Origin of the sequence: Edaphobacter flagellatus, assembly GCF_025264665.1 — a bacterium.
Lineage (GTDB): Bacteria > Acidobacteriota > Terriglobia > Terriglobales > Acidobacteriaceae > Edaphobacter > Edaphobacter flagellatus.
The window spans coordinates 2,187,056-2,207,529 of the sequence record NZ_CP073697.1 but is presented as its reverse complement, the minus strand read 5'-3'; the positions used below and the strand labels follow the sequence as shown (position 1 = coordinate 2,207,529).

The following is a 20,474-nucleotide window of genomic DNA, read 5'->3' as shown; positions in this document are numbered from 1 at the left end:
GTGAGGTGATGCGATGAATCTGGCGGATCTGAAACTCTCTCCTGATGTTCATGCGCAGTTGAGCGGCGTGGTGCAGATGGTGAAGACGGCGGTGTCTACGGCCTCGGCGGCGCCGCTGCTGTTTACCGGAGTTGGAGCTCCGGTGGCCGCGGCGAGTCTGGCGCAGGAAGCCGGGCAGCCGCTCTATCGCGTGGATCTGAGCGCGGTGGTGTCGCAGTCTATCGGCGAGACGGAGAAGAATCTCGACCGGGCCTTTGCCGCGGCGCAGGCACAGGGAGCGATCCTGTTCTTCGATGAGGCGGATGCGCTGTTCGGCAAGCGGACGGAGGTGCAGGATGCGCATGACAAGTATGCGAATATCGAGGTGAGCTACCTGCTCGAGCGGATGGCGCAGTATTCCAGTGTGGTGATTGTGGCGACACAGGGAGAGCCTGATCTCGCGAACTGCAAGGTATTCCGCGACGTCGTGAGGCTACCGCACAGGCCCTGGCCGTAATGGTCAGCAAATATTGGTTCGAATGCGCGTTGATGATGAGAACGGCGTTTATCGGTAGTCAACTGTCTAACGGGGTGAAGGTTTGATTCGAGGACGCGAAGGGCGTTTGAGTGATCCGATGCCCGCAAGGATCAGATCGATCCCGGCAAGAAAGTCGACCCGGTCATCGTGATTTCGTATCCGTCCGGCTACGCTTCTCGCAAACGGATGCTCTCTCGCATCGAGCTGTGACCATGCAGTCGCCACCGCATCCAGGAAGTCGTCGCGATCCAGGTTTCGCGCTCTGGCGAGTTGCCGGTTTGCGGCATTCTGCCGACTGACGCCAAGAATGAAGGCCATCAAAGTGCCGACGGCGTCCCACTGTTGCTCCTCTGGCACAGAGAGCGTGCGAATCTGATGGCCGATGCGCTCAAGAATGCGCACGACGGGCAGAGCTCCAGGAGAGCTTGTGAGTGTTGAGCCGATCCACGGATGCACATCTATCAAGTCGAACAAGCCAAGTGCGACAGCACGAATCGTCTCTTCGGGGGTTGTGATCGGTATTTTGTTCATCGTGCGCGCCACCAGGGCATCGCAGGCTGCCGTCAGCAGATCGCTTTTGTTGGCGATATGCCCGTAAATCGCACCTGGCCCCGTCGCAAGCCGCTCGGAGAGTGCGCGGAACGTGAGCCCGTCTTCGCCACCGCTATCCAGCAGTGCAATCGCTGTCTGAATAATGTTTTCGCGCGAAAGAGATGCTTCACGTCGTTGCGTGCCACGTCGTTCCTTCATCGTGCTCTATGTTGACATAAATGGAACATTGTTCCAAACTACATGGAACGGCGTTCCATGTAGTTTAATTCGATGGCGCTGCCCGTTTGAGAATGTGTATGAGTGCCCTTGGTGAAAAGAAGATCGCTGTTATCGGTGGTGGGCCGGGCGGCCTCACGTTGGCACGCTTGCTGCAGCTGGGCGGTGCGCAGGTTTCCGTGTATGAGCGAGATAAGAGTCGCAGCGCACGCGTCCAAGGCAGCGCATTGGACCTGCATGAAGACTCCGGGCTCGCTGCACTGGAAGCTGCAGGCCTGCTCGATGCGTTCTGGTCCAATTACCGTCCGGATCTTGATCGCCTTCGTCTCGTCGATGCAAAGGGAACGGTTCTTCACGATCACGCACGGCGCATGACCGGTGCCGGGAAACGTCCTGAGATCGAACGGGGACCGTTGCGGGAAATTCTGCTGGACTCACTTCAGCCAGGCACGGTGCAGTGGGACTGCCAGCTTACATCTGCGGAGATGCAGGGTGAGCAGGTGTTGTTGCGTTTCGCGGGCGGCAGGACCGTCCTCGCGGATATTGCCATCGGCAGCGACGGCGCGAACTCGCGCCTGCGTGAACTGGTCACCCCCATCCGGCCGGAGTATGTCGGTGTATCGCTTGTGGAGGGCCTTGTGCCTGAGGCAAGACAGGCGATACCTGAGTTGTGGAACCTATTGGGCGGAGCAGCTTTGATCGCTTTGGGAGGCGAAAGAACGATCGGTATGGGAACCAAACCGGACGGCAGCGTACTGTTTTACGCGGGTTTGAAGACCGATGACGTCACGGCTCGACAGACGATGGAAGACGCGAATGGTCCGGATCAGCGCGTAGCGTGGTTTCACGCGAACTTTGCGGGCTGGAGCGAGCTTTGGGACCCGCTCTTTCGGGAGGCTGTGTCCATGACCTGGCGTCCACTGCTTGTTTGCCCGACGAATCAATATTGGGAGCCGAAAGCAAACGTTACGCTCATTGGTGATGCAGCGCATGTGATGCCTCCCTATGCTGGCGAAGGCGTCAACATGGCGATGCTCGATGCGTTGGTGCTGTCGAAACTGCTCCTTGGCAAAAACACGACCTTTGAGGCAATCGCGGCCTATGAGTCGGAGATGTTTGCTCGAATGCAGCGCATGATAGCGGACACGATGGTGAACACCGAGATGTTCTACGCACCGGATGCTTCCGATCGCGTCGTTGCTTTGTTTCGAAGCTTTGCTGGAGCGGACGCGACGCTGTCGGCTGAGGTTTGACTCAACCCATTGCCATTGAGATCGTCGAGACGCGGATTTCAGACATCTATACTGAAGATACGTCGTCAGCCTTTCAGGTTGCCGATCTCGGGTCCCTCGCAGCGCTTCGCCAAAAAGACGGCTGCGGGGGACCTTCTGTTTGCGTCACTCCTTTTACCGTTTGTGACGCTTCGAGCGAAATGCGGGGGTTCCTCGGCTGCGTGCTTCGCACTTCGCTCGGAATGACACTTCGTGCTTAAATTTTTAGTGTGTGATGGCGTTTGCGTTTGTGGATGCCCGGTCGCGCAGCTGGCCGTTGAGCAGCAGCATGGCTTCGTGGCACATGCGCGACATCTGCATGAAGGCGGCGGGTTCCATGCGGACGGAGACTCCGCCGACGTGCAGGCTGATGGTTCCGCAGGGGCAGAGGGTGATGCCTCCCAGGCCGGGGCAGGAGGCGAGGGTTTCGGCTACGGCGTTTTCGTCGCACATGGTTAGACTCCAAGCTTGGCGTAGTACTCGGCGATCTGTTGCGGATCGAAGGTGAAGGGGACGTGGGCGGCTCCGGGCTGCATGCGCACGACGCCGTGGTCGTCGACGCCCTCATGGGCGAACTGCAGGAATCCGGGCAAGGGCAGGCGCGGTGCGAGGCGCGATTCGACGGTGGCCTTCATGCTGGCGGCGTACTCGGTGAGCTTGACGAAGTCGCCGACGCGGAGGACGGCGGAGCCGATGGTAAGGATGCGTCCGTTGACCATGACGTGGCCGTGCGAGACGAGCTGGCGGGCGGCGGCCATCGAGCGCGCGAAGCCGAGGCGAAAGACGACGTTGTCGAGCCGGCGCTCGAGCAGGCCGATGAGGCTTTCGACCCAGTTGGAGGCCTGAATGCGGCGTGCATCGCGGACGAAGCGGCGGAGCTGCTCCTCGCGCAGGCCGTAGTGGAAGAGGAGCTTCTGTTTTTCTTTGAGCTGCGCGCCGTACTCGGAGAGCTTGCGTTTGGCGTTGTCGCGACCGTGCTGGCCGGGTGGGTAGTTACGCTTTTCGAGCGCTCCGGGCTTGCCCAGGCCGGGCAGCTCGAGCCCGAGAGCGCGCTGCATCTTGAACTTCTTCGTATTGCTCATCACGTCATCCCCTTGAGGCCGCGCGCAGGTGGATGGCGCGGCTGCCGATCTCGACCCGAACCACGACGCTTCGCCAAAAGACAGCCGTGGATAGGCCCTGATGGAACTAAGACTAACTTAGTCCTATATTGAGCGCAAGAGGGATTTTGCGGGGAAGTAGCCTGAGTGACAGGGGTACGGTCGAGGTATGAGCGGCTATGGCTCGGTACGCATTTGGCGCAGTACAGGCAGAATGCCGGGGGTTTCTTCCACCCCAACGAGCAAGCTCGCTGGGGACCCCAGTTCCTCGGCTCGGCTTCGCCTCGCTCGGAATGACACAGTAGAACTGGAACGCTGCCCTGGCCGAAAGTGCGGCCTATAATGAACTATGGCAATCGCTCCTCCGGCCTCTTCGCAAGCCGGTCCGCAGCCAGGGAAGCAGAACCAGCCTGAAGGTCAACCGGAGATTCCAGAGGTCAAAGCAGGTGCGGAGCCTACGGCTCCGTTGTCGGCTCCGGTGAAGTCGACAGAGCTTCGCTCTGCTGTGCGCCCACCTGCCGAAGAATCCTCGGCGGCGCATCTTTCCGGGTTAGCGCCGAGCGATGTTGCTGTCATCGACGAAAAATTTCAGAAGCTGCTGGAGACGGTGCATGAGAACCGTCCTGCGGATGATCTGGAGATCATTCGCAAGGCGTGGGCGTTCTGTCTGCAACAGCATGAGGGGCAGAAGCGCGCGAGCGGCGAGCCGTATGTGATCCATCCGTTGGAAGTGGGGCAGGTACTGGCGGAGCTGAAGATGGATTCGACCGCCATCGCAGCGGGGCTGCTGCATGATGCGGTGGAAGACACCGATGTCACAAGCGATGAGATTGCGAAGAAGTTCGGCGAGCAGGTGGCCCACATTGTCGAGGGCGTGACGAAGCTGGACAAGATCAAGTTCGCGAACCGCGAAGATCATCAGGCGGAGAACATCCGCAAGATGCTGCTGGCTATGGTGACGGATGTTCGTGTCGTGATCATCAAGCTGGCGGACCGGCTGCATAACATGCGCACGCTGGAGCATCTGAAGCCGGAGAAGCAGCAGAAGATTGCGCGGGAGACGCTGGAGATCTATGCTCCGCTGGCGCATCGGCTGGGCATGGGTAAGCTGCGTGGCGAGCTCGAAGACCTGGCGTTTCGCTACACCGACCCGTTTGCGTATGAGCAGGTATCGCATGAGGTGGACTCGCTGCGCGGCGCGGGCGAGGAGTTCCTGAAGAAGATCGTTACGCGGCTCGATGAGAAGTTGAAGGAGTTCAAGATTCAGGGCCGCGTGGAGTCGCGCATCAAGCGGCTGTATTCGATTCAGCAGAAGCTGCAGTCGCAGAAGATTCCTGTGGACCAGGTGTATGACCTGCTGGCGATTCGTGTGATTACGCACACGGTGCAGGATTGCTATGCGCTGCTGGGTCTGCTGCACTCGATATGGCGGCCGGTGCCGGGCAGGATCAAGGACTTTATCGCGATGCCGCGTCCGAATCTGTATCAGTCGCTGCATACGACGCTGATCGGCGAGGGCGGACATCAGTTCGAGGTGCAGATTCGTACGGAAGACATGCACCGCGTCGCCGAAGAAGGAATCGCGGCGCACTGGAAGTACAAGGCCGACGACAGCGTCAGCGCGAAGGATGAACAACGTCTCGCGTGGGTGCGGCAGCTGATGGAGTGGCAGCGCGAGATGACCGATCCCAACGAGTTCATGTCGACGCTGAAGATCGACCTGTACCCGGAGGAGGTCTACACCTTCACGCCGAAGGGAAAGGTCGTCGTGCTACCGAAGGATGCGAGCCCGGTGGATTTCGCCTATGCGATTCATACCGAGGTGGGCAACACGACGGTGGGTGCGAAGGTGAACGGCCGGATCGTTCCGCTGCGCACGAAGCTGAAGAACGGCGACATCGTCGAGATTACGACGCAGACGGGGCACACGCCGAGCCGCGACTGGTTGAGCTTTACGAAGAGCAGCAAGGCGCGCAACAAGATTAAGCACTGGCTGAATGAGCATCAGCGGCAGCGCGCAATGGAAATCGGCAAGAAGCTGCTGGACCGCGAGGCACGCAAATATAAGCTCTCGTTGAACAAGTACACGACGGCGGATTACGACAAGCTGGCGCATGAGTACGGGCTGACGAGCGAGGCAGAGCTGCTGGCGGGAATCGGATTCGGCAAGTTTTCGTCGCGGCAGGCGCTGAACAAGCTGGAGCCGGGTTCGACGATGACGCCGGAGCCCGCGCAGCCGGAGCCGGGAACGGTCGGCAATGCGATCGGGCAGATGTCGGATGCGGTGAAGCGCGTCTTTTTCGGAAAGGGCTCGGAGTCGCTGCAGGTGGAAGGACAGGACGACCTGCTGGTGTATCGCGCGCGATGTTGTAATCCGATTCGCGGCGAAGAGATCATCGGCTACGTGACGCGTGGCAAGGGCGTGGCGGTGCATGCACGTAGCTGTCCGAATGTGCAGAACCTGTTGTATGAATCAGACCGCAGGATACAGGTGGAGTGGGCTCCGACGCCGACGGAGCCGGGTGTGGCGAAGCAGCAGACGTATCCGGTGAAGCTGACGATTCTGTGCGAAGACCGTGCCGGTATGCTGAAGGAGTTTACGGCGATCATCTCGGACGATGGGACGAATATACGGAGCATCGATACGAAGATCGGCCCCGATGGCTCGGCGGTGGTGGATTTTGTGATTGAGACGGTGGATGTGCGGCACCTGAACCGTTTGGTGGAGCGGCTGCGGCGCGTGCCGGGTGTGCGCGAGGTTCATCGCGTACAGAAGATTTAGGCACACAGATCGATCCGCCCTTTTTCAGAGCGGTTAGGATGAAGGTGTGGCGACGCGACGCGATGTTCTAAAGCTTGGTGGGGCGGCTGCTGTGGTTGCTGCGATGCCGCGGAGTCCTGCGGCGTGGGCGGACGCGGATTATTCGCTGACGATTGCGCCGTGCTCGATTGAGGTAGCGCCGAAAAAGTTTATCAAGACGACAGCCTATAACGGGCAAGCTCCGGGGCCGATGCTGCGGATGCGCGAAGGCGTCCCGGTCACGATCAACGTGACCAACAAGAGCGCGAACGAGGAGATCGTGCATTGGCATGGGTTGTTTCTTGCGCCGGAGGTGGATGGTGCGATGGAAGAGGGTACGCCGCACATCGCTCCGGGAGCGAGCGCGAGCTACACCTACACGCCGGAGCCTGCGGGGATGCGTTGGTATCACACGCATACTTCGGCGGGGAAGGACCTGAAGAGGGCGTTGTATGGCGGCCAGCACGGCGTGTTGTGGGTGGAGCCGAAGGAGAATCCCGGGCGCTACAACGCAGAGTTTTTTCTCGCGCTGCATGACTGGGACGGGACGTTGATTGGCTCGGACGATGGCTCGATGAGTCCGGTCTATAACGTGTCGACGATTAATGGCAGGGTGCTGGGCTTTGGTGAGCCGCTGCGCGTGAAGCAGGGGCAGCGCGTAATGATTCATGTGGTGAACACTAGCGCGACGGAGCCACACTGGCTTGCGCTGGCGGGGCATACGTTTCGCGTGGTGGCACTGGACGGGAATCCGGTGCCTTCGCCGCAGGCGGTGGCGATGCTGCGGTTGTCGCCGGCGGAGCGTGTCTCTGCGGAAGTGGTAATGGATAACCCCGGCGTATGGGTGCTGGGTGAGGTACGCAAGAGCGCACAGGCGCTGGGCATGGGCGTGGTCGTCGAATACGCCGATCGCACAGGCAAGCCTGTATGGCAGCAGCCACAGACACTTGATTGGGACTACTTAGCTTTTGCGGCTGGTACATCGGGCGCGACTCCTTCAGCGCAGGTTAATGTCACTGAGGTCTCATTAGTTTTTGAGTCGAAGTTCGCAGGGCACGGCGCGATGGATCGCTGGATGATCAATGGCCGTTCGTTCCCGGATACGGAGACGGTGGCGCTGAAGCATGGGCAGCGCTACAGGCTGGTGATGAAGAACAAGAGTATGGACGATCATCCAGTTCATCTCCACCGGCATACGTTTGAAGTAAAAAAACTAAACGGCCGCCAGACGCAGGGTATTTTGAAAGACACAATCTTAGTGAGCGCGGGGACAGAAGCGGAGGTGGAGTTTACTGCCGATCGCCTGGGACTGTCGCTCTTTCACTGTCACCAGCAGGACCACATGGACATGGGATTCATGATGCTGTTCCGGTGCTCCTGAGAAGAAGAAGTGCAACGAATGGGATGGCTGTTTTGCGAGATGGGATGCTGAGAGCTCTGTTGGTCATGATGGCTGTGCTGGCGATGGGTGCGGCGGGGGCGCGGGCGCAGGGCAATTACGAGATCCAGGTGTATGGCTCGGATACGGTCGCTCCGGGCACGGCGATGCTGGAGTTGCACTCGAACTTCACGCCGAAGGGTTCGACGACAACCAATGATGGAACGTATCCGACGAACCATCAGCTGCATGAGTCGCTGGAGTACACGCAGGGCATCAACAACTGGTCGGAGATCGGGTTTTATCTGTTCACGAGCTGGCAGAACGGCCACGGGGTGCAGTGGGTGGGCGATCACATACGTCCTCGTGTGCGTGTGCCGGATTCGTGGCACTGGCCGGTGGGTGTGAGCGTGTCGACGGAGATCGGCTATCAGCGGTCGGAGTATTCGCCGGATACGTGGACGTGGGAGATCAGGCCGATCGTGGATAAGTCGATTGGGCGCTGGTATCTGGCGGTGAATCCTGCGTTGGAAAGAACGTGGCATGGGCCGGATGTGAATCAGGGTGTGGGCTTTGCGCCGGCTGCAAAGGTGGGTTACGACTTTACGCGAAAGATTTCGGGCGGGGTGGAGTACTACGGAAATTTTGGCCGCGTGTGGTCGTTCAGCGCGTTGCATGATCAGCAACAACAGCTTTTCGCAGTGACGGACCTGAATGTATCGCCGAAGTGGGAGCTGAATTTCGGCGTCGGGATGGGTGGGACGGCGTCGACCGATCACCTGATCGTGAAGGCCATTGTGGGGCGGCGGTTCAGCTGGGGCAAGCGCTCTCCTACGGATTAGCCACACCAAAATAATCAGCAGGAAAAGCTGCACAACGCACGCGTTTCGTGCGATGCTGGCTTGCATCATCGAGGAGAGCCTCGTATGCAGGCAGGGGAGTTGCAAGGCAGCTTCGATCTCGAACCCGGCACACGGCGTATGCCTTTGTGGCCAATGGTTGTCGGCGTGGTGATGTCGGCGTGGGTGCTCGACTTTCTGGTCTCATGGTTACCTCGCGGAACGCTTCCGCGATTTGGTCTGCTGGTGCTGGCAACCATACTGCTGTTTGCCGCGGTCATGGTGTGCGGCTTCGTGGTGCGGACGATTTATGTACGACTGCTTCCCGGCACTCCAAAGCTTGCAACACCGGCGATACGCGCGGCGTGTCTGACGGCACTGTGGGTTCCCGCATGGGCGTTGTTTGTGGAGACGTGGTCGCTGCTGATGATTGCGGCGAGCGTGCTGTGCCTGGTGAGCCTCGGCTACTTCCTGAAGCGGTGCGATCTTGAATCCGCTCCTCAAACGGATGCCGCTGTGCGGCGCGAGCCCGGCACGCCGTTTATGTTTGAGAGCGCTCCGCTTGTGCGTGTGCTGCTGCCGTCGCTGTTGCTGGTGCTGCTATTTGACGGGGCGATTGCGCTGGCGGCGAACCGGTGGTTCATCGCCTCGTCGCTTTTTGCGGGAGTCTTTGCGGGAGCGATTGCATGGCGTGCGGCTGCGCGCAGGGTAGTGGAAGCGGTTCCAGCGGAGGGGCCACGCGCGTTTATTTCGAGCGGCAAGCAGGCGGGGATCGCCGCCGCCGCGTTTGTATTTACGGTGATGGCACTGCTGCCGTTTCTGCGTGCGTCACCGTTTGGCGGCTTTGGCCTGAATACGCCGAAGACGATGGCGAAGGATGCAGCTGCACCGAAGAGCGATGCCGCGTCGAGTGACGGCTACGTTGGCATCATCCTGTTGCCGCTTACCGAGTCGCAGAAGAAGATCGTCGCGCCGGTAAAGCGCGAGCTGGTGCCGCACTTCGGTGTGAAGATCTCCGAGCCGATGGAGATTCCCTTCGACGGGCAGTACTGGTACTTCAAGTCGCCGGACAAGCAGCCACGACCGTCGGCGCGTGTGGTGCGGGGCAGCTCGACGAAGACGCAAGTGCGCTCGAGCGATCGTTATCCGCTGTTGATGGAGGCTCATCAAAAACTGGCCGATCCGCTGGACCTCGGCTGCTGCTCCTCAATGGACCTGGTGGTGGAGAACGCCGACCAGCTGGAAGGAGCGATCGCGCTGGAGCTATGGGTGAAGAAGCTGCCCGACGCGAAGGCGACCGCGAAGCAGAGGGTGAACTCCGTAGCTCCTGAACAGGCGCCGCACTATCTGGGCACGGTAACGATTCCATCGAGCATGTTACCCATTGCATCCCGCCCGAACGCCTCAGGTAAGCAACCAGAGGAGAAGCTGCAGTTCCCCATTCCGGCGGCGATGGACGGCATCAATTTCAACGAGATTACGGTAGTGGTCAGGACGGCTCCGGAGCGCGCCAAGGCAGGCGCGAAGGTGGCGATCAAGAAGTTTGTGCTGGAGCCGTAAATGACGTTGCTCGTTAACAAATGGGTAAACAGGTTGCGGCCAGTGGTGGTGGCATGTATGCTTGTGGACAAGATGATCTTGAACTCCAGCCGCTTTATTAGCTTTATTTACCGCTACTGGTATCCGGTAGCGGCATCGGCGGAGTAGGGTCTTCTGACGGATTAGCTCAGTAAGCTGAAGTTCAGACAAGATTCGAAATCCACACGAGCCGCGACCGATACAGGTTGCGGCTTTTGTTTTTTGCTGGGAAAAGGGAGCGACGTATGGGCGGAGCGACTGGTGGAACTGTAGCAGCAATGGTGAGTCCGGCTGGACCTGTACGGTCGGCGGTGGGGCGGTTCGGCGTCTATGGCGGGCGGTACGTGCCGGAGACGCTGATGGCCGCGCTCGAAGAGCTGGAAGCGGCGTACAACCAGGCCAAAGACGATGCGGCGTTTCAGGCGGAGCTGGCCGACCTGCTGCACAACTACTGCGGGCGGCCTACGCCGCTGTACTTCGCCAAGAGGCTGAGCGAGCAGTTGGGTGGAGCGAAGATTTATCTGAAGCGCGAAGACCTGCTGCACACCGGAGCACACAAGATCAATAACGCGCTGGGGCAGGGCTTGCTGGCGCGACGCATGGGCAAGCAGCGCATTATTGCGGAGACAGGTGCGGGGCAGCACGGTGTGGCGACCGCGACCGTGTGCGCGCTGCTGGGCATGGAATGCGTCGTCTACATGGGCGAAGAAGACATGCGCCGGCAGGAGCTGAACGTTTACCGCATGCGTTTGCTGGGCGCTGAGGTGCGCGGTGTGAGTGCGGGTTCAGCGACGCTGAAGGACGCAATTTCTGAGGCGATGCGCGACTGGGTGACGAATGTGCGCACGACGTTCTACATCCTGGGCTCGGCGCTGGGTGCGCATCCTTATCCGACGATGGTGCGCGACTTCCATCGCGTGATCAGCAAAGAGGCGAAGCAGCAGCTCATGGAGCAGGAGGGCAAGCTGCCGACGGCCATCGTTGCGTGCGTCGGCGGTGGCTCGAATGCCATCGGCGCGTTTTACGAGTTCCTGAACGACACGAACGTGCAATTAATCGGTGTCGAAGCAGGCGGCCGCGGGCCGAAGCTGGGCGATCACGCGGCGCGCTTCGCGAAGGATGGTGGCGGCATCCCCGGTGTACTGCAGGGAACGTACAGCTATGTGTTGCAGGACGATGCGGGGCAGATTGCGCTGACGCATTCGGTAAGCGCGGGGCTCGATTACGCGAGCGTCGGACCGGAGCACGCGATGCTGCATGACTCGGGCCGCGCAACATACACCTCGGCGACGGACGATGAAGCGTTGAAAGCTGTCGTGACGCTGGCGCGGACAGAGGGGATACTTCCTGCACTCGAAAGCGCGCACGCAGTGGCAGAGGCGATCAAGCTGGCTCCCACGATGCGCAAGACGGATGTGCTGATGGTGAATCTGTCGGGGCGTGGCGATAAGGATATGAGGATTCTTTCGAAAGAGTTGCATGTTAGTGGTGCATCTGTGGAGGCGAAGGGCTAGTCATGCCGATAAATTTTCCAAAGAAGCCCGGCCTCGTTATCTACCTCACCGCAGGTGATCCCAATCTTGCGACGACGCGCGATATTGCGCTGGCGGCTATCGACAACGGAGCCGACGTCATCGAACTGGGCGTGCCGTTCAGCGATCCGCTGGCCGATGGCCCGGTGATTCAACGTGCGAGTGAACGGGCGGTGGCGAAGGGCACGCGGCTGGCAGATGTGCTTGGGGTTGCAAAGGAGCTTCGCAAGGCGCGTCCGCAAGCGGGGTTGATCCTCTTCAGCTATCTGAATCCTGTGGTGCGGATGGGGATGAAAGCGTTCAGCGCGAAGGCGGCTGAGGCTGGTGCCGATGGTGTGCTGCTGACCGACATGATTGTCGAAGAGGCGGGCGAATATCTTGACGCAATGCATGCGAACAAGCTGGCCCCCGTGTTTCTCGCTGCACCCACGTCACCCGATGAGCGGTTGAAGGCGATTGCGGAAAACTCGCAGGGGTTCGTCTACGCCATCTCGCGCACCGGCATCACCGGCACGCAGTCGCACCTGACAGGCGATGCGGGGGACGTGGTGACGCGCCTGAAGAAGTTCACGAAGCTGCCGATTGCGGTGGGCTTCGGCATTTCGAATGCGGAACACGTAAGGGCCGTGGGCGAGTTTGCGGATGCGGCCGTTGTCGGCAGTGCCATCGTGCAGCTGATTGAAAAGACCGCTCCGCAGGACGCGGCAGCGGCGGCGGGCAAATTTGTCGCGGGGCTAAGAGGATGAGGCCTGCGGAGTATCCTGCGAAGCCCCTGTCTGAGGCGATAAGACTGCGTCAGGTAGCGGGAATCCTTGCATGTGAAACCCTTGCGAGACCGTTGGAAGAGTCATCCAGCGTCCTGAATGCCGGACGAGGCAAGGCCGGCATTTATCATGAGTCGTACACCCAAAACCCGCAGCAGATAGGCTTTCGAGAAGCCCTGTTGCAATGCGAGGACACCCGATGGAGATCTCTGACTGGCGACGCAAGATCGATGAGCTCGATGAGCAGATCGTTCGCCTCATCAATCAGCGGGCCGAGGCAGCACGCGCCATTGGCGAACTTAAGCAGCAGTCCAACCTGCCGGTCTATGAGCCGCAGCGCGAGAAGAACGTCTTCGACCATGTGCAGCGCTCGAACCCGGGGCCGCTCTCCGACGTGGAGATTGTCGATATCTACCAGCGCATTATCGACGTGATGCGTGCTTTGCAAAAGCGCGATAAGTAATGCGGAAAGATAGGCATTCAGTACTCGAATTGAGATTGGCACGAGAGAAAGCGAAGCGAAGACAATGATCGTAGCGATGCAGGACACAGCAACAGAAGAGAATATTCAACACGTGATTGAGCGCATGGTGGAGCTCGGATTCAACGTGCACCGCACCACGGGAGCTGCGCAGACGATCCTGGCGGGCGTCGGTACGCCAGACCACTTTGATGTGGCCGAGTTCAAGGTGCTGCCGGGTGTGCACGATGCGTATCGTATCTCGTCGCCGTACAAGCTGGCGGGGCGCAACTTCCGGCCCGAGGGCACAAAGATTAAGTTCTCGAACGGCGTTGTGGTGGGCGGTGACGAGATCGTGATTATGGCAGGGCCATGCTCGGTGGAATCGCGCGAACAGATTCTGGACAGCGCGAAGAAGGTCGCTGCCGCTGGTTGCCAGTTTTTGCGCGGAGGCGCGTACAAGCCGCGCAGCTCGCCGTATAGCTTCCAGGGCATGGGTGTTGAGGGGCTGAAGCTGCTGCGCGAGGTTGCCGATCAGACCGGCCTGCTCGTCATTACTGAAGTGATGGAGATCTCGCAGATTGAGGTGATGCTGCCCTACATCGATGTCTTTCAGATCGGCGCGCGCAACATGCAGAACTTCAACCTGCTGCGTGAGCTTGGCCATGTGCGCAAGCCCTGCCTGCTGAAGCGCGGTATCTCGGCGACGATTGAAGAGGTTCTGCTCTCGGCGGAGTACATCCTCTCCGGCGGCAACTACGATCTGATGCTATGCGAGCGTGGCATCCGCACGTACGAGACAGCAACGCGGAACACGATGGACATCTCGGCGATTCCGGTGCTCAAAAAGCTGACACATCTTCCGGTGCTGGGCGATCCGTCACATGGCGTAGGTATTCGCGACTTCGTGCCGGCTCTGGCGCTGGCTGCTGTAGCTGCGGGTGCTGACGGCCTGCTGATGGAGATGCATCCAAATCCGGAGAAGGCGATGAGCGACGGCGCACAGAGCATGTATCCGGAGCAATTGGAGAAGCTGGTCAAGCAACTTGGACAGCTGGCTCCTGTGGTCGGTCGTTCGGTAGCAGAGCCGGTTGTAGCGTAAGGACGGGACGCGTGATCGAGCGAGTACTCATCATCGGAACGGGACTGATCGGGGCATCGGTCGGTCTCGCTCTGCGTGCAGCAGGATTTGCCGGACGCATCGACGGCTGGGACGTGAACGCGCTGGAGCTGAGTGCAGCAACGGCGATGGGCGCGCTGGATGGAGCCGCAGGCAACGAGTGGGGTGCGCTGGAGCTTGCGCGGCAGGCCGACGCGATTGTGCTCGCCGTGCCTGTACTTGCTATCAAGGACTGGATGGAGAAGCTGGCTCCGGTCACCGGCGCAGGTCAGTTGATTACAGATGTCGGCAGTACGAAGCTTGAGATTGTAGAGCTGGCTGCGAAGCTCTTCGACGACCCACAGCAGAAGGCCATCTTCCTCCCCGGCCATCCGATGGCAGGCAAGGAGTCCGGCGGCGCGATGCTGGCAGAGGGAACGCTCTTCAACAATGCGATGTGGTTGTTCACGCCGTGCAGCGAAGAGATGGCTCCTATCGAAAAGGACTGGCGCATGTGGGTCGGCCTTTTCGGGACACGCTCACTTGATATGGACCCCAGGCGGCACGACGAGATGTGCGCATGGGTCAGCCATCTGCCGCAGATGCTTTCGACGGCGCTGGCGGCGCTGCTTGAAGAGAAGTTCGGTGATGCACCGGAGATTGGCGCTATCGGCGGACGCGCGCTGCGCGAGACGACTCGTCTGGGCGCAAGTCCCTACAGCATGTGGCGCGATGTTGCGATGACCAACACTACGCCGATTACCGAAACCCTGCTTGCGCTGGAGCAGCGATTGACGCATGTGCGTGAGAATCTGCGCACGCCGGGCCTGCGTGAAGAGTTTGATCTGGCGAACAAGTTCCGCGTTCGTCGTTCGTGATTGAAATTTAGCTTTTGGAGAGAGGACGTTTCAGTGCCCGCAACGGAAGAGTTGAAGAGCGAAGTGAGCATCAGCCTGGCCGACGTGGTTGCCGCACGCGAAAGGCTGCGCGGTTCGATTTATTATTCACCATGCGCGCACTCGCAGATGCTCTCCTCGATTACGGGCCAGCAGATTTACCTGAAACTTGAAAATCTGCAGATGACGGGCTCTTTTAAAGAGCGTGGCGCGCTGAACCGCATCGCCCTGCTGACGCCGGAGCAGGCAGCACGCGGTGTCGTTGCTGCGAGCGCTGGTAACCATGCGCAGGGCGTTGCATATCACGCAACGAAGCGCGGCATCCGCGCGTTGATTGTGATGCCGCTGGCGACGCCGCTGGTGAAGGTGACGGCGACGCGCGGGTTTGGTGCCGAGGTTGTGCTGCACGGCGCCAACTACGACGAGGCATACGAAGAGGCGCGCCGCATCTGTGCTGCCGAGGAGATGACCTTCATCCATCCCTTCGATGACCCCGCCGTCATGGCAGGTCAGGGAACGATTGCGCTGGAGATGCTTGAGCAGGTGCCGGGGCTTGAAGCCGTCGTTGTTCCCATCGGCGGCGGCGGTCTGATCGGCGGCATTGCCTGCGCGATCAAAGAATCGAATCCGAAGATCAAGGTTGTTGGTGTGCAGACGTCGCGGCTGCCCTCGATGGCCATTGCCGTCGAACAGCACGGCCCGGTGACGATTGATCCGGCAACGACGATCGCCGATGGTATTGCCGTCCGCCGTGCAGGCGAAGTGACCTTCCCCGTCGTCAACCGTTACGTCGATGAGATCGTCACTGTCGATGAGGACGAGATCGCCTCCTCCATCCTCATGCTGCTCGAACGTGAGAAGACGCTGGCCGAGGGCGCGGGCGCAACCGCGCTTGCTGCTCTTCTACAGAAGAAGACCTCGCTCCACAACGTGAAGACTGGCGTGCTCGTATGCGGAGGCAACATCGACGTCACCCTGCTGAGCCGCATCATCGAGCGCGGCCTGGTGCAGGACGGACGTATGATTCGCCTGCGCATCACACTGCTCGACAAGCCGGGCGCGCTGGCCGAACTGACAAAGCTGATCGCCGCGCACCGCGCCAATATCGTCGATACGCTCTATAATCGCGCCTACTACGGCGTGAACCTCGGCAACACGACAATCGACATTACGCTCGAAACACGCGGACGTGAACAGGTCCAGGAGCTGCTCGCCGCGCTGACGGCTGGCGGATTCGAGCACACGCGTATCGTATAGCGTCAACCTTTCTCGTAGTGAAAGTGGACTTCCTGCTCGCTCGCGATGGGTTGGCCGTCCCGGTTTGCGGGGTTGAAGGTCCATTGGCGTACGGTGGCGATCACAGTTTCGTCGATCGAGTGTTCGATGCCTTTGACCAGCTTCAGGTCAGAGATCTTTCCTGTCTCATCGATGGTGATGTCAAGCACGACGTCGCCCTTCGACCCGCTCGGCATGGCGGAAAGATCCGGTTTCGGTCGCGGGAAGAACTTTGCTAACGCAATACTGATATTGCCCGAGCCCAGCGCGTCGGCTCCGCTTGAGGAATCGGGATGCTCCGATGCGGGCGAGTTCTTGTTCGGCGATGCAGCTTGCGACTGAATCTTCGCCGGATCAGGAAGTTGTAACTGCACTTTAGCGCTGATCGGAGGAGTCGCCGGTGGGGGCGTGATGGAGGGCATCGGTGCGCGTCCCGGCAGGTAGCTGAGGACGATGTTGTGGCCGCGCTCCGTACCGGGGTAACGGAGCGGAGCCACCCAATGCCTGCTGTGATGCAGCAGCACGACAAGCACCGCAACATGCAGCAGCGCCGAGCAGACGGCGGGCGCATAGGTGCGAACGGGTGCTGCGGCTGGCTTGACGGGTTTGACTGGTATGACGAACAGACCAGGGGTCTCCATCGGCTCTCCCGATTTGCGGTTTCTATTTTAGACGCGGCTGAACTGCGTTTGCTGCTTCTCCTGATGTCGTTCGACGGCCAACTGGATCAGCCGGTCGATCAGCTTTTTATACGGCAGGCCTGTAGCGGCCCACAGCTTGGGATACATGCTGATCGACGTGAAGCCGGGCAAAGTATTGATCTCATTCAGGTAGATGCGCGGCTTCCGCTTGCTCCCCTTCTTTGCAGGCTCCATCAGGAAGTCCACGCGAGCAAGCCCGGCGCAATCGCAGGCTTTGAAGGCCTCGATGGCCATCTGGCGAATCTGCTTTGACTCTGCAGCGGATAGTTTCGCGGGGATGATGGGCACGCTGGAGTCGGAGAGGTACTTTGCTTCGTAGTCGTAGAACTCAGCCCCGGGGACGATCTCGCCGACGACGCTTGCTTCGGGAGTATCGTTGCCCAGCACCGAGACCTCAAGCTCGCGCGGCTTGGCTCCCGGTCCGCCCACACCCTGCTCAATTACCAACTTGCGGTCGAAGCTCGCGGCAAGGTCCATCGCGGCAGCGAGTTCCGAGCGGTCGTGCACCTTACTGATGCCGACGGAGGAACCCAGGTTCGCGGGTTTCACAAACAGCGGATACTTGAGCGCAGCTTCAATCTTCTTCGTCGCTTTCTTCGCATCGGCGCGCCACTCCGAGCGCAGCATGGCGAGATACGGCGTCTGCGGCAGACTGGCTGCCTTGAAGAGCTTCTTCATCGCGTCTTTATCCATGCCTGCGGCTGAACCCAGCACGCCCGAGCCAACGTAGGCAATGTCGGCCAACTCAAATAGTCCCTGGATCGTGCCGTCCTCACCGAAGGTGCCGTGCAGGACGGGGAAGACAACGTCGATATGCAGCGCAGGCTGTTGCGGGGCAAGCTCGGCAGCAGCCGAAAGCTCCAGCGGCTGCAGTGAATCTGCAGGTACCGGCGGCACAATGATCGCCTCGCCGCGGCGGATGACGGCTGCCGTCGCTGTTGCCTCAGGATCACCGGCCAGCCGCGGGTTCTCCTTCGCAGCCTTTCCGGTCAGCAGCGCCTGCGCATCGTTCGCCGTCACCCAGCGTCCTTCGCGCGTGATGCCGATGGGAACGACGTCATACTTCGTGCGGTCGATGGCCTTGAGGATGGAGGCAGCGGAGAGCAGCGAGACCTCATGCTCGCCCGAACGGCCGCCAAAGAGGATTCCAACGCGGAGTTTGTTCTTCTTCATGGTCTATCTCCAGTGTGATGCACAAGCCTGCGGATTTTGGTGGAGATTGGGGGATTCGAACCCCCGAGGATACCCCTCGATACACCGCCAGAGACCAGTTTCTGCGAAAGAGGAATTTAGGAGCTGAGTGCGCCCGCTGCGAGCGGAGCTGCAAACTCCTGCGAGGGCAGCGCGTCCAGGTAGCCTTGATAGACGCGATTGAATACCGCGTCCCAAGAGCAGCTGAGCGCGTACTGACGCGCATCCACCCGCATCTGCGCTAGCCGCACGCGGTCGTTGGCCAGTGTCGCAATAGCCGCTGCAAATTCTGCATCCTGCGCGACGAAGCCTGTCTGTTGATCGCGCACGATGTACTTCGGGCCGCCGCCTGTCGTTACGACAGCAGGCACGCCGCTTGCCAGCGCTTCCAGCACCACGTTGCCAAAAGTGTCGGTATGCGACGGGAAGACGAGGATATCCATATCTGCATAAGCGCGTGAGAGATCTGCGCCGCGCAGCACGCCAGGGAAGTCTGCCTGCGTCAACGTTGCACGAAGCGATGCTTCCTCGCCGCCGTGACCGACGATCAGGAAGCGGAAGTTCGTAATGCCCATGGCCAGTAGCTGACGTTCAATCTGCGCTAGCAAAGCAACGTTTTTCTCGACAGACAGACGGCCCACATAGCCGAGAATCAATGTCTGGTCATCGATGGGACGCGTGCGATGTGCCGGCGAAAACAGCTCCGTATCGACACCGCGCTGCATCAGGTAGCACGGCCTGTGTGTTGTGCGCTCCAGCATGCGGCACAGCTCATCGTTTGGCGCATAGAGAACCTTGGCCAGGGAGTAGAAGCGCGATGTCGCCCACAGTGAACCATCTTCGACGCGTTGCGAGATGACGTCACCGTAACGCGCCGCGAGCTTGTTCGTAATCCAGCCCATGCGCCGAGCCGCGTACTCATGCACATTGGTATGCCACGATGCGGCAAGCGGGATGCGCTGCTCCCACGCGAAGTACGCGCCTGCGATGCCCAGCTCACTGGGCCCGGTGATGTGGATGATGTCCGGCTGGAAGCGCTTCAACTCGCGGCGGATGGCGTTGGCATATCGCCAGAAGAGCGGATCGAAGTCGAGGTCCTTTTCCATGCGAATCGAGGTGCGTGAACGGCGCAGCTCCAGCGTGCGCAGCTCGCCTGCCTGCTCAAAGGCGTCGGCGCGCGTACCGGCACGGATGCACAGAAACGGCAGCGCGTGGCGCTGGGCGAAAGCGACAAAGTTGCGGGATGTATGCGCGACGCCGTTGACCTCGTGGAAGGAGTCCGGGAGATACGCGACGCGTGGGATACGCATGCGATTACTGTACTTGAGGTGCGGCTCATCCAAACGGGATAAGCTCCAATTTCAGCAACAGCGCTACATACTTATGTTTCAGTGCGATGAATGCCTACCGGCGCTTCAGTGCCTCAAGCTCGTCGAGCGTGCGCGGCCAGTCCTTGCCGAGCAGACGCGACAAACTACGGTCGGCCAGCACCTTGCCCTCGGTCTGGCACTCGGCGCAATAGTTCGTCTCATTGTCGGCATAACGTATGCGCTGCACCTTCTCGCCGCACACGGGGCACGGCTCTCCGAAGCGTCCATGTACAGCCATGTCCTTTCGAAATGCTGTGACCTTCTCTGGAAACGCCGTTGCGGCCTCGACTTGCAGCCGGTCGATCCACATCTGCAGGGTTGAGCGTGTTGCATCGTACAGGCGCTGCCACTGCTCCGCCGCCAGCTTATGCGTTTGAGCAATCGGCGAGAGCTTTGCTGCATGCAGAATCTCGTCCGAGTAAGCATTGCCGATACCGCTCAGAATGCGTGGATCGGTCAGCGCCCGTTTGAGCGTGCGATTTTCCGCCATCAGCGCAGCACGAAAATCATCGAGAGTCGCTGAAAACACATCGATGCCGCCCGCGTCGATTGTCTGCATCGCAGCCTCGTCGGCAAAGACATATAACGCGGCTCGGCGCTTGCTGCCCGCTTCGGTCAGTACCAGCGAGCCTGACGGAAAGTCGAACGCGGCAAGCTGATTGCGTCCGCCGAGCTTCGCGCCTACAGGCTTCCAGTGCAGGCGTCCTGCAATCATCAGGTGAAGCACCAGCCACATCCCATTGTCGAAACCGAAGGCGATGCGCTTGCCCACGCGGCGCAGTCCACGAACCGTGTGCCCTTCAACTGCTGCAATCGGAGGCTGTACGGTGCGCAGCAGAAACGCGCTGGCGATACGCACCTGCTCTAGCGGCTGGCCCAGTACGCGCGCTTCGAGCGCCGTGATGTAAGCGGCAATATCAGGAAGCTCCGGCATG

General features: G+C 60.1%; 19 protein-coding genes. 12 read left to right on the top strand and 7 right to left on the bottom strand.

Annotation, left to right across the window (positions count from 1 at the left end; genetic code table 11):
• Positions 1–13 precede the first annotated feature (13 nt).
• Positions 14–496 (top strand): ATP-binding protein, encoded by a 483-nt coding sequence (locus KFE13_RS09175; RefSeq protein WP_260706865.1) that lies wholly within the window; start codon positions 14–16, stop codon positions 494–496.
• 66 nt (positions 497–562) lie between these two features.
• Here the strand turns inward: KFE13_RS09175 and KFE13_RS09170 are convergent, their stop codons facing one another.
• On the bottom strand, positions 563–1,267 hold the full coding sequence (locus KFE13_RS09170; RefSeq protein WP_260706864.1) for a TetR/AcrR family transcriptional regulator: 705 nt from the start codon (positions 1,265–1,267) through the stop codon (positions 563–565).
• Between the two features lie 98 nt (positions 1,268–1,365).
• Between KFE13_RS09170 and KFE13_RS09165 the strand changes: the two genes are divergently transcribed.
• Positions 1,366–2,538: an FAD-dependent oxidoreductase gene (locus KFE13_RS09165; protein WP_260706863.1), complete on the top strand. Its 1,173-nt coding sequence runs from the start codon at positions 1,366–1,368 to the stop codon at positions 2,536–2,538.
• Between the two features lie 243 nt (positions 2,539–2,781).
• Here the strand turns inward: KFE13_RS09165 and KFE13_RS09160 are convergent, their stop codons facing one another.
• Both KFE13_RS09160 and rpsD read right to left on the bottom strand, forming a co-directional pair.
• Positions 2,782–3,009 carry a hypothetical protein gene (locus KFE13_RS09160; protein ID WP_260706862.1) on the bottom strand — a complete coding sequence of 76 codons (228 nt, stop codon included), beginning with the start codon at positions 3,007–3,009 and terminating at the stop codon, positions 2,782–2,784.
• 2 nt (positions 3,010–3,011) lie between these two features.
• Positions 3,012–3,638 (bottom strand): 30S ribosomal protein S4, encoded by a 627-nt coding sequence (gene rpsD / locus KFE13_RS09155; protein WP_260706861.1) that lies wholly within the window; start codon positions 3,636–3,638, stop codon positions 3,012–3,014.
• Between the two features lie 367 nt (positions 3,639–4,005).
• Between rpsD and KFE13_RS09150 the strand changes: the two genes are divergently transcribed.
• The 10 genes from KFE13_RS09150 (at position 4,006) to KFE13_RS09105 (ending at position 16,259) form a co-directional block, all read left to right on the top strand.
• Positions 4,006–6,438: a RelA/SpoT family protein gene (locus KFE13_RS09150; protein WP_260706860.1), complete on the top strand. Its 2,433-nt coding sequence runs from the start codon at positions 4,006–4,008 to the stop codon at positions 6,436–6,438.
• Positions 6,439–6,484: 46 nt separating this feature from the next.
• The gene (locus tag KFE13_RS09145; protein ID WP_260706859.1) at positions 6,485–7,837 is read left to right on the top strand and encodes a multicopper oxidase family protein; all 1,353 of its coding nucleotides are present in this window, start codon (positions 6,485–6,487) and stop codon (positions 7,835–7,837) included.
• A gap of 23 nt (positions 7,838–7,860) precedes the next feature.
• Positions 7,861–8,676, top strand: coding sequence for a hypothetical protein (locus KFE13_RS09140; RefSeq protein ID WP_260706858.1), 816 nt, complete (start codon positions 7,861–7,863; stop codon positions 8,674–8,676).
• An 84-nt stretch (positions 8,677–8,760) separates the two neighbouring features.
• Positions 8,761–10,233 (top strand): hypothetical protein, encoded by a 1,473-nt coding sequence (locus KFE13_RS09135; RefSeq protein WP_260706857.1) that lies wholly within the window; start codon positions 8,761–8,763, stop codon positions 10,231–10,233.
• A gap of 296 nt (positions 10,234–10,529) precedes the next feature.
• On the top strand, positions 10,530–11,765 hold the full coding sequence (trpB, locus tag KFE13_RS09130; protein ID WP_260706933.1) for a tryptophan synthase subunit beta: 1,236 nt from the start codon (positions 10,530–10,532) through the stop codon (positions 11,763–11,765).
• 2 nt (positions 11,766–11,767) lie between these two features.
• Positions 11,768–12,529, top strand: a complete 762-nt coding sequence (gene trpA / locus KFE13_RS09125; RefSeq protein ID WP_260706856.1) for a tryptophan synthase subunit alpha — start codon at positions 11,768–11,770, stop codon at positions 12,527–12,529.
• Between the two features lie 202 nt (positions 12,530–12,731).
• Positions 12,732–13,010 (top strand): chorismate mutase, encoded by a 279-nt coding sequence (gene pheA / locus KFE13_RS09120; RefSeq protein WP_313900693.1) that lies wholly within the window; start codon positions 12,732–12,734, stop codon positions 13,008–13,010.
• A 64-nt stretch (positions 13,011–13,074) separates the two neighbouring features.
• Complete coding sequence (gene aroF, locus KFE13_RS09115) at positions 13,075–14,109, top strand: 3-deoxy-7-phosphoheptulonate synthase (RefSeq protein ID WP_260706855.1); 1,035 nt, start codon at positions 13,075–13,077, stop codon at positions 14,107–14,109.
• Positions 14,110–14,120: 11 nt separating this feature from the next.
• Positions 14,121–14,984, top strand: a complete 864-nt coding sequence (locus tag KFE13_RS09110; protein WP_260706854.1) for a prephenate dehydrogenase — start codon at positions 14,121–14,123, stop codon at positions 14,982–14,984.
• 33 nt (positions 14,985–15,017) lie between these two features.
• Complete coding sequence (locus tag KFE13_RS09105) at positions 15,018–16,259, top strand: threonine ammonia-lyase (protein ID WP_260706853.1); 1,242 nt, start codon at positions 15,018–15,020, stop codon at positions 16,257–16,259.
• A 2-nt stretch (positions 16,260–16,261) separates the two neighbouring features.
• Here KFE13_RS09105 and KFE13_RS09100 read toward each other — a convergent pair whose 3' ends face one another.
• The 4 genes from KFE13_RS09100 to KFE13_RS09085 form a co-directional block, all read right to left on the bottom strand.
• Positions 16,262–16,918: an energy transducer TonB gene (locus KFE13_RS09100; protein WP_260706852.1), complete on the bottom strand. Its 657-nt coding sequence runs from the start codon at positions 16,916–16,918 to the stop codon at positions 16,262–16,264.
• A 27-nt stretch (positions 16,919–16,945) separates the two neighbouring features.
• On the bottom strand, positions 16,946–18,151 hold the full coding sequence (locus KFE13_RS09095; protein ID WP_260706851.1) for a D-alanine--D-alanine ligase family protein: 1,206 nt from the start codon (positions 18,149–18,151) through the stop codon (positions 16,946–16,948).
• A gap of 116 nt (positions 18,152–18,267) precedes the next feature.
• Positions 18,268–19,479 carry a glycosyltransferase gene (locus tag KFE13_RS09090; RefSeq protein WP_260706850.1) on the bottom strand — a complete coding sequence of 404 codons (1,212 nt, stop codon included), beginning with the start codon at positions 19,477–19,479 and terminating at the stop codon, positions 18,268–18,270.
• A 94-nt stretch (positions 19,480–19,573) separates the two neighbouring features.
• Entirely contained in the window at positions 19,574–20,473 is a 900-nt protein-coding gene (locus KFE13_RS09085) for an Fpg/Nei family DNA glycosylase (RefSeq protein ID WP_260706849.1), read from the bottom strand.
• Between the last annotated feature and the right edge of the window lies 1 nt (position 20,474).